Source organism: Vibrio sp. 10N.222.52.C3 (assembly GCF_041474195.1).
GTDB lineage: Bacteria > Pseudomonadota > Gammaproteobacteria > Enterobacterales > Vibrionaceae > Vibrio > Vibrio crassostreae_C.
Map to the genome: position 1 here is coordinate 24,658 of NZ_JBFRTQ010000095.1, position 14,178 is coordinate 38,835.

14 protein-coding genes are annotated in these 14,178 nt (G+C 46.7%); 13 read left to right on the forward strand and 1 reads right to left on the reverse strand.

Annotated elements, in window-relative coordinates:
* The first annotated feature begins 10 nt into the window (after positions 1-10).
* The 11 genes from urtC (at position 11) to ureG (ending at position 9,013) form a co-directional block, all read left to right on the forward strand.
* Positions 11-1,183: an urea ABC transporter permease subunit UrtC gene (gene urtC, locus AB4517_RS15615; protein ID WP_017062507.1), complete on the forward strand. Its 1,173-nt coding sequence runs from the start codon at positions 11-13 to the stop codon at positions 1,181-1,183.
* The gene (gene urtD / locus AB4517_RS15620; protein WP_017056203.1) at positions 1,180-2,022 is read left to right on the forward strand and encodes an urea ABC transporter ATP-binding protein UrtD; all 843 of its coding nucleotides are present in this window, start codon (positions 1,180-1,182) and stop codon (positions 2,020-2,022) included. The genes urtC and urtD overlap by 4 nt, the downstream gene beginning before the upstream one ends.
* 1 nt (position 2,023) lies before the next feature.
* Positions 2,024-2,719, forward strand: a complete 696-nt coding sequence (gene urtE / locus AB4517_RS15625) for an urea ABC transporter ATP-binding subunit UrtE (RefSeq protein ID WP_008222775.1) — start codon at positions 2,024-2,026, stop codon at positions 2,717-2,719.
* On the forward strand, positions 2,716-3,663 hold the full coding sequence (locus AB4517_RS15630) for an urease accessory protein UreD (RefSeq protein WP_017062504.1): 948 nt from the start codon (positions 2,716-2,718) through the stop codon (positions 3,661-3,663). The genes urtE and AB4517_RS15630 overlap by 4 nt, the downstream gene beginning before the upstream one ends.
* Positions 3,664-3,796: 133 nt before the next feature.
* Positions 3,797-4,099, forward strand: a complete 303-nt coding sequence (gene ureA, locus AB4517_RS15635; protein ID WP_004735119.1) for an urease subunit gamma — start codon at positions 3,797-3,799, stop codon at positions 4,097-4,099.
* 11 nt (positions 4,100-4,110) lie between these two features.
* Positions 4,111-4,446 carry an urease subunit beta gene (locus AB4517_RS15640; protein ID WP_372148639.1) on the forward strand — a complete coding sequence of 112 codons (336 nt, stop codon included), beginning with the start codon at positions 4,111-4,113 and terminating at the stop codon, positions 4,444-4,446.
* Between the two features lie 39 nt (positions 4,447-4,485).
* Positions 4,486-6,189, forward strand: coding sequence for an urease subunit alpha (ureC, locus tag AB4517_RS15645; protein ID WP_372148641.1), 1,704 nt, complete (start codon positions 4,486-4,488; stop codon positions 6,187-6,189).
* A gap of 131 nt (positions 6,190-6,320) precedes the next feature.
* A complete protein-coding gene (ureE, locus tag AB4517_RS15650; protein ID WP_137002166.1) occupies positions 6,321-6,773 on the forward strand; it encodes an urease accessory protein UreE in 453 nt (150 codons plus the stop codon).
* Between the two features lie 235 nt (positions 6,774-7,008).
* Positions 7,009-7,605 carry a HupE/UreJ family protein gene (locus AB4517_RS15655; protein ID WP_017079882.1) on the forward strand — a complete coding sequence of 199 codons (597 nt, stop codon included), beginning with the start codon at positions 7,009-7,011 and terminating at the stop codon, positions 7,603-7,605.
* 42 nt (positions 7,606-7,647) lie between these two features.
* Positions 7,648-8,328, forward strand: a complete 681-nt coding sequence (locus AB4517_RS15660) for an urease accessory protein UreF (RefSeq protein WP_065584651.1) — start codon at positions 7,648-7,650, stop codon at positions 8,326-8,328.
* A 46-nt stretch (positions 8,329-8,374) separates the two neighbouring features.
* Positions 8,375-9,013, forward strand: coding sequence for an urease accessory protein UreG (ureG, locus tag AB4517_RS15665; RefSeq protein WP_017062498.1), 639 nt, complete (start codon positions 8,375-8,377; stop codon positions 9,011-9,013).
* A 93-nt stretch (positions 9,014-9,106) separates the two neighbouring features.
* Here ureG and xseA read toward each other — a convergent pair whose 3' ends face one another.
* Positions 9,107-10,453, reverse strand: coding sequence for an exodeoxyribonuclease VII large subunit (xseA, locus tag AB4517_RS15670; RefSeq protein WP_065584650.1), 1,347 nt, complete (start codon positions 10,451-10,453; stop codon positions 9,107-9,109).
* A 244-nt stretch (positions 10,454-10,697) separates the two neighbouring features.
* Between xseA and guaB the strand changes: the two genes are divergently transcribed.
* Both guaB and guaA read left to right on the forward strand, forming a co-directional pair.
* Positions 10,698-12,161: an IMP dehydrogenase gene (guaB, locus tag AB4517_RS15675; RefSeq protein WP_017062496.1), complete on the forward strand. Its 1,464-nt coding sequence runs from the start codon at positions 10,698-10,700 to the stop codon at positions 12,159-12,161.
* A 378-nt stretch (positions 12,162-12,539) separates the two neighbouring features.
* The gene (guaA, locus tag AB4517_RS15680) at positions 12,540-14,093 is read left to right on the forward strand and encodes a glutamine-hydrolyzing GMP synthase (protein WP_017059729.1); all 1,554 of its coding nucleotides are present in this window, start codon (positions 12,540-12,542) and stop codon (positions 14,091-14,093) included.
* Positions 14,094-14,178 lie beyond the last annotated feature (85 nt).

Consider the following 14,178-nt stretch of genomic DNA (forward strand, 5'->3'; position numbering starts at 1 on the left):
GGACAACATCATGCAGTCAAAATCATTTGTACTTTCGGCAATGCGTGGTGACAAAGGTGGCCAACTGACCATCCTTGCCATTCTAGCGGCCGTTATTCTTATCCCACTGGCTAACACCATGTTACCAAGTGGGCACCCGCTCCATGTAGAGACTTTTACTATCTCGCTGATGGGCAAATATCTGAGCTACGCAATGTTGGCGTTGGCGCTCGATCTGGTGTGGGGCTATCTCGGAATCTTGAGCCTTGGCCACGGTGCTTTCTTTGCGCTTGGTGGTTATGCGATGGGCATGTACTTGATGCGTCAGATTGGTGACCGTGGGGTTTATGGTGATCCAGTCTTACCAGATTTCATGGTGTTCCTTGATTGGTCTGCGTTGCCGTGGTTCTGGCAGGGCTTTGACCAGTTCTGGTTTGCTTGCCTGATGGTGGTGCTAGTGCCGGGCGCATTGGCTTACTTGTTCGGTTATTTAGCTTTCCGCTCTCGTGTGTCCGGGGTGTATCTTTCTATCATGACTCAGGCATTAACTTACGCATTGATGCTGGCATTTTTCCGCAACGAAATGGGCTTTGGTGGCAACAACGGACTGACGGATTTCAAAGACATCATCGGTCTGAGTTTGCAGAGTGATGCGGTCAAGATAGGTCTGTTTGTCGCGACTGGTATTGCGCTTATTCTCAGCTACATAGCTTGTCGCATGGTGGTGACCAGTCGATTAGGTCGTGTGGCATTAGCGATTCGTGATACGGAATCACGCACTCGCTTTATGGGCTATGACGTCGATGGCATCAAGCTGTGGGTCTTCGTTCTTTCTGCGGTTATCGCCGGTATTGCCGGGGCTTTATATGTCCCTCAAGTTGGCATCATTAACCCGGGAGAATTTGCTCCTCTTAACTCGATTGAGATTGTGGTTTGGGTAGCCTTAGGCGGTCGTGCCACTCTGTTTGGTGCCATTGTCGGTGCATTGATCATCAACTACGCCAAGAGTTGGTTTACGGTTGAGTTCCCGGAGGTGTGGCTGTTTGCTCTGGGTGGACTATTCGTACTCTCAACCATGTACTTCCCACAAGGTGTGATTGGCTTTGTCAGTGAAAAGTGGCAGCAGCTGCGCAAGGCATCAAATGGGAAAAACCAAGATAAAGATAAGGATGATCAGCACAAGGCCAAGGAGGTGATCGCATGACCACATTTAATAGCGTAAAGGAATCGGTTCAGGCGTTCACTCGTCGAGACGAAGTCTTTGATTACCTCAAACCCGATATTCATCCTGCCATCGATACTCGACATAACGTGCTGTTGTATGTCGAAGGCGTCAACAAAAGCTTCGATGGTTTCCAAGCGATTAACGACCTCAATCTCTACATCAAAGAGGGCGAACTGCGCTGCATCATCGGCCCTAATGGTGCAGGTAAAACCACCATGATGGACATCATTACCGGGAAAACTAAGCCAGATACTGGCGAAGTGTGGTTAGGTTCGAACATCAATCTACTCAAGATGAACGAAGCTGAAATTGCTAACGCAGGCGTTGGGCGTAAGTTCCAAAAGCCGACCGTGATTGAATGTTTAACTGTGTGGCAGAACCTTGAATTAGCCATGGCCGGTGATCGCTCGGTGTGGGCAACTTTCACTGCCGTGATGTCTGGCGAGCAGAAAGACAAACTCACCTCGGTACTAGAGCTTATTCACCTTAAAGACGAAGCGGCGAATTTGGCAGGTAACCTGTCTCACGGTCAGAAACAGTGGTTAGAGATAGGCATGTTATTGATGCAAAACCCTAGGCTATTGCTGGTGGATGAACCCGTGGCAGGTATGACTCACCAAGAAATGGATCGCACCTCTGAACTTCTTAACTCGCTAGCAGGTAAGCACTCGGTGGTTGTAGTTGAACACGATATGGATTTCGTTCGTTCGATTGCTAGCCACGTCACCGTGCTTCATCAAGGTCACGTGTTGGCAGAAGGCACCATGGATCAAGTGCAGGCTCACCCTGAAGTTAAACAAGTTTATCTCGGAGAATAGGATGTTAGAGGTTAAATCAGTTAATCAATATTACGGTGAGAGCCACACGCTGTGGGATTTGGATATGCAGATCCCAGAAGGTAAATGCACGGTGCTAATGGGGCGAAATGGTGTCGGTAAAACCACCTTACTGCAATGCATTATGGGGTTGGTGAAGGTTGAAAGCGGTGACATCTCCTTATCGGGTGAGTCACTTTTGAAAACCGATGCCGAGGACCGTCCACGCCAAGGGATCGGCTATGTACCGCAAGGTCGCCAGATCTTCCCAATGCTCACTGTTCAAGAAAATCTAGAGGTCGGTTTACCGATTCGTAAAAAGGGTGACCGCAAGATCCCTGAATTCATCTTCGATATTTTCCCAGTGTTAAAAGAGATGCTACATCGTCGCGGTGGTGATTTATCGGGTGGCCAGCAGCAACAGCTAGCGATTGGGCGTGCGCTGGTGGTGAATCCAAAGCTATTGATCTTGGATGAGCCGACGGAGGGTATTCAACCCAATATTGTGCAAGAGATTGGCGACATCATTCGCATGCTCAACGAGAAAATGGGACTCACGGTGTTGTTGGTTGAGCAGAAGTTGCCATTTGCGAGAAAGGTCGGTGACCGCTTCTGTATTCTCGACCGTGGGCGTCAGGTGGCTGAAGGTGAAATGACAGGGCTCGATGAGTCCTTGATAAAGGAGTACCTAACCGTATGAATTCTCTCTTTTCTCCGAATGAAGTAAGCAAGGCTTCTTTAGTAGAAGCTTTATCTTTGAATGAGACCATCGAACAAGATATTCGTGATGGTTGGCAAGCGAGTTTAAACCTCACCTTTGTCGATCGAGGTGATAAAACCGTATTAAAGAATCGTCAGCAGTCTGGTCCGCTTGCGGTGCAACGCCCCCTGTATCCTGATGGGGAAACGTGTCACACCTACTTACTCCATCCCCCCGGCGGAGTGGTAGGTGGTGACACTCTCAATATTAACGTGAATCTTGAGCACGGTGCTCACGCGTTGATTACCACACCCGGTGCGACCAAGTTTTATCGCTCAAACAACAAGTACGCCAAGCAGAAGCAGACCCTACGAGTGAAGAAAGATGCACGCTTGGAATGGATGCCGCAAGAGAACATCTTTTTCCCCAATGCACACGTTCGTTTAGATACTGAAATTCGCCTAGAAAAGGGTGCACAGTTTTGGGGTTGGGAGATGCACTGTTTTGGACGCCCTGCACAGAATGAGGGATTCGAGCATGGTCATCTCGTTGGGAAAACAGAAATCTATCTTGATAATCAAAGGCTTCTGACTGAAGGCTTTAATTTTCATGGTGGCGATAAGTTAATGATAAATATGGGGTTACTTGATTATTCAATGATGGGAACCTTTTATATCACCTCAAATGAGAAGCAAGATCTAGAGTTGGTACAGAGCTTGCTCATATCTATTACACAGCAAGCTTCACAGCAATCAGTTACATCAAAAACGTCGAGTGAACCCACATTAATATTGGGTGCTACTCAGATAGAAGGATTGATTGTGGTGCGAGCCTTGGGTAATTGGAGTGAAGATATCCTCCAAGCCTTTGGTCAGATTTGGCAAGCAACTCGCTCTCATTTATGTGGTACGACTCCTGATTTACCAAGGATTTGGGCGACTTAGCGATTAGCCCTTTTTGTACCTAGGGTGACTTCCGACCCTAGGTACATTTTTTCAAGCTTGCTGTGATTGAATCCCACTTACTGCTCATGTGTTTTTGAGCACTAAGAAAACAACACTAACAGCGGGCGGCTAAATGGAATTAACACCAAGAGAAAAAGATAAGCTACTTATCTTCTGCGCAGGAATGCTGGCACAGCAGCGCAAACAAAAAGGCTTAAAACTCAACTACCCAGAATCTATTGCACTGATCAGCAGTGCCATTCTCGAAGGTGCCCGCGAGGGTAAAACCGTTTCAGAGTTGATGGATTTTGGACGCACACTGCTTACTGTCGATGACGTTATGGAGGGGATCCCTTCCATGATCCCTGATGTACAAGTCGAAGCCACTTTTCCTGATGGCACCAAGCTGGTGACCGTTCATGAACCTATCGTGTAGGGAGAAGTAATATGGCTGGTTCCACAAAACAATACTCAGGATTCGTTCCCGGAAAAGTCGAAACCGCTCCCGGTGACATCACTCTCAATGAAGGCCGCGACATAACGTCCGTTAAGGTGCAAAACATTGGCGATCGTCCTGTCCAAATTGGCTCTCATTACCACTTCTATGAAGCAAACCCTTCGCTGATCTTTAACCGAGAAGTCACTAAAGGCTTTCGACTCAATATTCCTGCGGGTACTGCAACCCGCTTTGAGCCGGGTCAGTCGCGCAGCGTCGAGTTAGTGCGTTATGCCGGTAAGTTAGAGATCTATGGCTTCCAAGGAAAGGTGATGGGCAAGCTCTAAGCGCTCCCACGGAATAATGAAAATAACAAAGGATTGAACATGGCGACGATATCCAAACAGGCTTATGCCGAAATGTTTGGGCCTACAGTTGGAGACCGAGTGCGTCTTGCTGACACTGATTTATGGCTAGAAGTTGAAAAAGATTACACCGTATACGGCGACGAAGTGAAATTCGGCGGCGGCAAAGTTATCCGTGATGGACAAGGGCAAAGCCAACGTCCAAGTGCCGAAACTCCAGATTTGGTGATCACTAACGCGATTGTGTTGGATTACTGGGGCATCGTAAAAGCCGATGTCGCAGTCAAAGATGGTCGAGTTCAGGCATTGGGCAAAGCGGGCAACCCAGATGTTCAACCGGGCGTTGATATTGTGATTGGCCCGGGCACGGAAATTTTAGCAGGCGAAGGTTCAATCTTGACTGCTGGTGGTATTGATTCACACATTCATTTTATTTGCCCACAACAGATTGAAGAAGCACTGGCGTCAGGTGTGACAACCATGATCGGCGGTGGCACTGGACCAAACACAGGTACTAACGCGACCACATGCACACCGGGGCCTTGGAACATGCACCGCATGCTAGAGTCACTCGATCAATTCCCGATGAACTTTGGTTTGTTAGGCAAAGGCAATGCCAGTCAGCCAGAAGCACTACGTGAGCAAGTAGCGGCAGGCGCGGTGGGTTTGAAGTTACACGAAGACTGGGGAACCACTCCCGCTTCAATCGATACCTGTTTGAGTGTGGCTGACGAGATGGACGTACAAGTTGCGATTCATACCGACACTCTGAATGAATCTGGTTTTGTTGAATCGACACTTGGCGCAATCGGCGACCGCGTGATTCATACCTATCACACCGAAGGTGCGGGCGGTGGTCATGCTCCCGATATTATTCGTGCTGCAGGTGAGCCGAACGTTTTGCCTTCCTCAACCAATCCAACACGCCCTTACACCATCAATACCGTCGATGAGCACTTAGACATGTTGATGGTCTGTCATCACTTGTCACCATCGATTGCTGAAGATGTCGCGTTCGCAGAGTCACGTATCCGCCGTGAAACCATTGCCGCAGAAGACATTCTTCATGACTTAGGTGCCTTTTCGATGATCGCTTCGGACTCACAAGCAATGGGACGAGTGGGTGAAGTAATAACTCGAACTTGGCAAACTGCGCACAAGATGAAAGTTCAGCGCGGCAGCCTAAAAGAAGATTCAGACTACAGCGATAACTTCCGATTAAGACGCTATGTCGCTAAGTACACCATCAACCCAGCGATCACTCATGGTATGTCTCATGAAATCGGTTCTATCGAAGCAGGGAAATTAGCAGACTTAGTGTTGTGGAAGCCCGCTTTCTTTGGTGTGAAACCTAGTGTGATTTTGAAAGGCGGCATGATCGCCATGGCGCCGATGGGTGACCCAAATGCTTCAATCCCAACACCTCAGCCAGTCCATTACCGTTCAATGTTTGGTAGCTACGGCAAGGCATGTCAAAACACATCAATGTTGTTTGTTTCTAAGGAAGCCAAGGCGCAGAACATTGATAAGCAATTGGGTTTGCAGAGCTTGATTGGTGTTGTGAGCAACTGCCGAAATATCAGCAAAGCCGACATGAAGCTCAACGATTGGATGCCAAAAATTGAGGTCGACTCTCAGACGTATCAAGTACGCGCCGATGGTGAATTGCTAACTTGTGAGCCTGCTGAAGAACTACCAATGGCACAACGGTATTTTCTATTTTAAGAGCTCGGCTGAAGGCTTTTATTTTAGCGCTGAGCTGAAGGCTCTTGTTCTAGCTCTTAGCTAAGGGCTTTTAGGCTGAAGGCTCCTAATTTAAACGTTATAAATCTCACAAGGAGATTGAGGTAATAGCAATGATTGAACTGACTCAACTGAATACTCAAATGCAAAATGCACCGGATGGCTACTTAAGCCTGCCGATCGATAGCCGAATCAAAAGCCGTCTTAAGGTGATGTTAGATGACGGACGTAATGCCGGCCTGTTTCTACCGCGAGGTCATATCTTGCGTGGTGGCGAACAACTGTCGAGTGAATGTGGCTTGGTAGTGGAAGTGAAAGCGGCACCAGAAACCGTTTCGACTGTTTACTGTGAAGACTTGCTCCTGTTAACGCGAGTGGCGTATCACCTTGGTAACCGTCATGTTCCGCTGCAAGTGGAAGCGGGTTGGGTTCGTTATCAACACGACCATGTTTTAGATGAAATGGTTGAAGGTTTGGGCGCGATAGTGACGACCGAAAAACAACCCTTTGAACCTGAAGGTGGCGCTTATGGCGGTCGCTCAGGTGGACATCATCACCATCATTAATCGAGTCATTGATGACTCACTAAACGATTTATATAACAACGATATTAATAACAATAATACCAATCACAGTAAGTAAGTGATCAACAATAGCGCAGAAAAAAGGCTTGAGAACAAGGCATAATTTTTCGATAAGTAGTTATTCTACAATCAAAAATTATAACGCAGTTATCGAGCATTTTAGCAAGCTAGGGTGAGCAATTATTTACTACGATTGGTATAAAGCAAGGAACTCGCGATGAACTTTAAAACAGCTGCAGGCTTATGCACTTTCACAATAGCTTCTCTAACAACATCAACGATGGCTTTCGCTCACCCAGGACATGGGGCGCATTCAGTTCATGAGTCTCACTCGTTTATGTCTGGCTTAACTCACCCTGTGACTGGCATGGATCATCTGATCATGCTGATCGCTTTCGGTTTATTAATTGGCGCACTGTCATTTTCCACCAAGACAAAAGCAGCTCTGATTGGCGGTGGATTGGTGTCTTTAGTGGTAGGGCTTATCGCAGGCCAAGCCCTAGGTTTCTCTGTGATTGTTGAGCCTGCCATTATCGCTTCTCTGTTTGTCGTCAGCTTATGTTTATGGCATGTATTCTCACCATCAACCAAGCGTGTAAACAGCGTATTAGTTGCTTCGATTGCTATGTTGTTTTTCCATGGTTACGCACACGGCGTTGAAGCCGCGAGCAACCTGACTCAGTTCGCAACAGGCATGAGTATCAGTGCTTTGGCTCTGATGGTTATCGGTACTTTTGTTGGTCGCGCGGTTTACTCTAAATGGTTGTCAGTCGGCGTGGCTTCAGCAAGCGCACTATTGCTGTTAGGCGCGTAGGCTCTCGAACTTATTTGATTCTGGAAGACTGAGGGCACGATTATGACCACAACAGAAAATGTAGCCGTCTATCGTCTGTTTCAATTGATCAGTCCATCGTTGCCGATTGGTGGGTTCACTTATTCGCAAGGCTTAGAGTTAGCGGTTGAAGCGGGGTGGGTGACCGATCGCAACAGCATGGAACAGTGGCTTAATACCATCGTCAGTTCCAGTGTCGCAACTTTGGAATTACCTATCTTAGAGCGTCTTTATCACGCGCTAGAAAAGGGTGAAATCGATGAGATTGAGCATTGGTGTAACTACTTATACTCAAGCCGTGAAACCAGTGAATTGCGAGCGGAAGAGAAGCAGCGTGGGCATGCATTGAACACCTTGTTGAAGCGCTTGGATATCGATATTTCGCTGGTGGATTCTGTTGATAGTCATCCAAACCAATTGTTGGGCATGTGTATGGCGGCTCAGCATTGGGGTATTGATTTAGAGAGCCTCAAGCAGGGTTATTTATGGAGTTGGCTTGAAAACATCGTTACCGCAGGGGTCAAGTTAGTGCCTTTAGGTCAAACCGATGGTCAGTTGGCATTGATTAATATCACCAACACCTTTCCTGAGGTGATCGAAAAGGCCCGCACGATAGAAGATTGGATGATAGGCAGCTTTTCGCCTTCGATGGCATTAGCGAGTTCATTGCACGAAACACAATACACACGACTATTTCGTTCGTAGCGGTTAGCGCGAACGATGTAGCAAAAAGAATATAAGGAAGTAGACAATGGAAAGTTATAAGCAACCACTTCGAATTGGTATTGGCGGCCCGGTAGGGTCTGGTAAAACAGCGCTATTAGAAGTGCTTTGTAAAGCGATTCGCGACAAGCTCAATATCGCAGTGGTAACCAACGACATCTACACTCAAGAAGATGCCAAGATACTTACGCGAGCAGAAGCGCTAGAACCGGATCGTATCATTGGTGTTGAAACGGGTGGCTGTCCGCACACGGCGATCCGTGAAGATGCGTCGATGAACTTAGCTGCGGTAGAAGAGCTTGCCAAGCTGCATAAGAACCTCGATGTGGTATTCGTCGAAAGTGGCGGTGATAACTTGAGTGCGACGTTCAGCCCTGAATTAGCCGATCTTACCATCTACGTGATTGATGTAGCGGAAGGGGAGAAGATCCCACGTAAAGGCGGACCGGGTATTACGCGTTCTGATCTGCTGGTTATCAATAAGATCGATTTAGCACCATATGTGGGTGCGTCACTTGAGGTGATGGAGCAAGACACACAACGCATGCGTCCAACCAAGCCATACGTGTTCACCAACCTCAAAGAGAGCCAAGGGCTAGACTTCATCATCAACTTTATTGTGACTGAAGGGATGCTAACCATGAAGGAGCCTTCTACTACTGAGTAGGGTTGGAATAGGTTAGTTTTTTGAAAGCGTTAGATACTAAAAAGCCCTGTCGATTATCGATAGGGCTTTCTGGTTTGAAACGTTAGGTCGAACTTAAAGCTCGCTCTTAGTCACTCTTGTGGTCACTTGCGACTCAATCACACCGTCTTCAACTTGAGTGGTGATCACTTCACCGACTTCGACATCGTTAATCGATGATACCGTCTTGCTCGATTCTGAATGAGTAATGCTGTAGCCACGCTTTAGGGTTGCCAGTGGACTAACGGTCTCTAACTTCTCTGCAGCCATAGCGAGCTGGTGGCGAGTGGTTAGTAATGTCTTGTCCATTGCATCCAATAGCTTTTGCTCTGAACGTTGCAGATGCAGTTTCTGTTCGCCAAGGCGTTTCACTGGCGAGTTCAATTGAAGCTGGTGCTGTTTACGTTCAACACGCTGTGCATGCTGTTTTAGGTATTGAGTCATACCACGACGCAAACGCATATCTAGGTCATCAAGCTGCTGACTCTGCTTTTGAAGTTGGTAGCTAGGGTGTTGCTTCTCTAAGCGGTATTTCAACGTTTGAGTGGATTGCGCCTGTTTGATTAACACATGACGAATCGCACTGACTAAGCGAGCACGTTTAGACGCGAAAGCTTGTTCTTTATGACTGTTATCACGGCTAACCAATTCTGCGGCAGCTGATGGCGTTGGGGCACGCATATCGGCAACGAAATCAGCGATAGTGACATCCACTTCGTGGCCAACGGCGCTGATAATCGGGATTTGGCTTGCTGCGATTGTGCGAGCTACGATCTCGTTATTGAAGCACCATAGGTCTTCCAGTGAGCCGCCGCCACGACCCACGATTAACACATCACATTCATTGCGTTCGTTAGCGCGTCCAATCGCTTGGGCAATCTGAATCGCCGCCTCTTCGCCTTGAACCATGGTCGGGTAAACCACAACCGGTAGCGAAGGATCGCGCCTTTTTAGTACATCAAGAATATCAAACAGCGCTGCACCGGTTTTAGATGTGATAACGCCAACACGTTTTGGGTGTTCAGGAAGAGCTTGCTTACTTGATTGAGCAAACAGTCCTTCTGCGGCAAGGTTCATCTTCAGCTTTTCAAATTCTTGCTGAAGTTTACCGTCACCCTCTGGCTGCATGCTTTCGATGATCAGTTGGTAGTCACCGCGTGGCTCGTAAAGAGATAGGCGAGCTTTGACTAAAACTTGATTGCCGTTCTGAGGCTTAAAGGTGACACGGCGGTTATTGCCACGAAACATGGCGCATTTAACTTGAGCGCGAGAGTCTTTTAGCGTGAGGTACCAGTGACCAGAGACAGGTGCAGAGAAGTTTGAGATTTCACCAACGAGCCAGACTATTCCCATTTCGTTTTCTAATAGGAGACGAACCTCTGAGTTGAGGCGAGAAACAGTAAAGATGTTTGGATTAGTCATAGAAGCACTATCTTTCCTTGAAGGAAGGTCTTTCTTGGAATCTCACAGGGCGTGAGTATGGAAGATAGCGGCAATATAATACATAGCAAGGGGGGAAATGCAAATTAAAAATACAAAAATGTGTAGCCAAGCGATTTCGCCGTGCGTATAATCCGTCTGCAATATCAAATCCAAATCACTTTATTATGCGAAACGATAAAGTTGGGTTTACTCCTTTTAACACCTTTGTTGTGAGATATTGCAAATGCTACGAATCGCAAAAGAAGCTTTAACTTTTGATGACGTTTTACTCGTCCCAGCACACTCAACCGTTCTTCCGAACACAGCTGATCTTCGCACTCAGTTAACGAAAAACATTTCTTTAAACATCCCAATGATCTCTGCATCGATGGATACTGTTACGGAAGCACGCCTAGCAATTGCCCTTGCGCAAGAAGGTGGTATTGGCTTTATTCATAAGAATATGTCAATCGAGCAGCAAGCTGAAATGGTTCGCCAGGTTAAAATTTACGAAGCTGGTGTGGTTTCTCACCCAGTAACTGTAAGCCCTGACGCGACAATCGCTGATGTTGTAGCCCTTACTCAAAAACACGGCTTCGCCGGTTTCCCTGTTGTTACTGAAACAAACGAATTGGTTGGTATCATTACTGGCCGTGACGTTCGCTTTGTTACTGACCTTTCTAAGAAAGTTGATGTAGTAATGACGCCTAAAGCTCGCCTTGCTTCTGTTAAAGAAGGTGCAACTCGTGAAGAAGTTCAAGAGAAAATGCACGAAGCGCGTGTTGAAAAAGTTCTTGTTGTAAATGATGACTTCCAACTGACTGGAATGATCACTGCAAAAGATTTCCACAAAGCAGAACGTAAACCAAACGCATGTAAAGATGAGCGCGGCAGCCTACGTGTAGGTGCAGCTGTTGGTGCTGGTGCTGGTAACGAAGAGCGTGTTGCTGCTCTAGTTGAAGCTGGCGTAGACGTTCTACTTATCGACTCTTCACACGGTCACTCTGAAGGCGTACTTAACCGTATCCGCGAAACTCGCGCTGCATACCCTGATCTACAAATCATCGGTGGTAACGTAGCAACTGGTGCTGGCGCACGTGCTCTTATCGAAGCGGGTGTTAGTGCAGTTAAAGTTGGTATCGGCCCAGGTTCAATCTGTACGACTCGTATCGTTACTGGTGTTGGTGTTCCTCAAGTAACAGCAATCGCAGACGCAGCGGAAGTTGCAAACGAATACGGTATTCCAGTAATCGCAGATGGCGGTATCCGCTTCTCTGGCGATATCTGTAAAGCTATCGTTGCTGGCGCATCTTGTGTGATGGTTGGTTCAATGTTCGCTGGTACTGAAGAAGCACCGGGTGAAGTTATCCTTTACAACGGTCGTTCTTACAAGTCTTACCGTGGTATGGGTTCTCTTGGCGCTATGTCTCAAGGCTCTTCTGACCGTTACTTCCAATCTGACAACGCTGCAGACAAGCTTGTTCCAGAAGGTATTGAAGGTCGTATCGCATACAAAGGTCGTCTAAAAGAGATCGTTCACCAACAGATGGGCGGTCTACGCTCAAGCATGGGCCTAACGGGTTCTGCAACTGTTGAAGACATGCGTACTAAAGCTGAGTTTGTTCGTATCTCTGGTGCGGGCATGAAAGAATCTCACGTACACGATGTTCAAATCACGAAAGAAGCACCTAACTACCGTTTAGGTTAATAATACGTCCAAACGTTTGAATAATGTGCTGATTTAGTCGGCACATTAATATACCAATCGTAGTAAATAACTGGTCATCCTAGCTTGTTAAAAACCTCGATAACTTCGTTAGAATTTTTGATTGTAGAATAACTACTTATCAGAACTCTTTGTCGAATAGAGCAGCCTCGTTCTCAGGCTTTTTTCCTACGCTATTCCTGAACACTTACTTACTGTGATTGGTATTATATCTACCGCCTGTTTTGTTAAAAGTCCGATTGTCTCAAAACACGTGGTTAAAGATATCTAACGAAAACGTTTGCTTTATTTCTTGAAGAGTTAATCAGAGGTGAGTAAACTCACCTCCGTTTTATCACATAGCCAATAAGACTGCTTACAATGACTAAAAATATTCATGACCAACGTATTCTAATTCTAGACTTCGGTTCTCAATACACACAGCTAGTAGCTCGTCGTATTCGTGAGATCGGTGTTTACTGTGAACTTTGGAGCTGGGACGTAGAAGAAGCGGATATTCGTGAATTCAATCCAGACGGTATCATCCTATCTGGTGGCCCTGAAAGTGTAACGGAAGAGAACTCTCCACGTGCACCTCAGTACGTATTTGATTCAGGTGTTCCTGTATTCGGTATCTGCTACGGCATGCAAACTATGGCTGAGCAACTTGGCGGTAAAGTAGCAACGTCTACTGAACGCGAGTTCGGCTACGCTGCTGTACAAGTAACTGGTGAATCTGCACTTTTCGCTGACCTTGAGTCTACTCAAGATGTTTGGATGAGCCACGGCGACAAAGTAGTTGAGATTCCAGCTGATTTCACAAAGATCGCTGAAACAGACACTTGCCCATACGCTGCAATGGCAAACGAAGAGAAGAAGTACTTCGGTGTTCAATTCCACCCAGAAGTAACACACACTAAAAACGGCCTGAAAATGCTTGAGAACTTCGTTCTTAACGTATGTGGTTGTGAAGGTCTGTGGACTTCAGCTTCAATCATTGAAGATGCAGTTGCACGTATTAAAGAACAAGTAGGTGACGACGAAGTTATCCTTGGTCTTTCTGGTGGTGTTGATTCATCTGTAGTTGCGATGCTTGCTCACCGCGCTATCGGCGACAAACTAACATGTGTATTTGTTGATAACGGCCTTCTTCGTCTAAACGAAGCTGAGCAAGTTATGGATATGTTTGGTGACCAGTTCGGCCTAAACATCATCAAAGTCGATGCAGAAGATCGTTTCCTTAAAGCTCTGGAAGGCGAAGCTGAACCAGAAGCTAAGCGTAAAATCATCGGTCACGTATTCGTAGATATCTTCGATGAAGAGTCTAAGAAACTATCTAATGCTAAATGGCTTGCTCAGGGTACTATCTACCCAGACGTAATCGAGTCTGCAGCATCTAAGACAGGTAAAGCACACGTAATCAAATCTCACCACAACGTTGGTGGCCTTCCTGATGATATGGAAATGGGTCTTGTTGAACCTCTACGTGAGCTGTTTAAAGATGAAGTACGTAAGATCGGCCTTGAGCTTGGTCTTCCATACAACATGCTTTACCGCCACCCATTCCCGGGTCCTGGTCTAGGTGTTCGTGTTCTTGGCGAAATTAAGAAAGAGTACTGTGATCTACTGCGTCGCGCAGATGCTATTTTCATTGAAGAGCTTCACGCTGCTGACCTTTACCACAAAGTATCTCAAGCATTCACGGTATTCCTACCAGTACGTTCAGTTGGCGTAATGGGCGATGGCCGTAAGTACGATTGGGTTGTATCTCTACGTGCCGTAGAAACTATCGACTTCATGACTGCTCACTGGGCACACCTACCATACGACTTCCTAGGTAAGGTTTCTAACCGTATTATCAACGAAGTTAACGGCATTTCACGTGTTGTTTACGATATTTCTGGTAAGCCACCAGCAACTATCGAGTGGGAATAATCTCTTAGAGATTTAACCAGCTTTGATTAAGATCTTAAGCCTCGAACTCAGTTCGGGGCTTTTTTCTTGTGCGCCGAGCATGGCG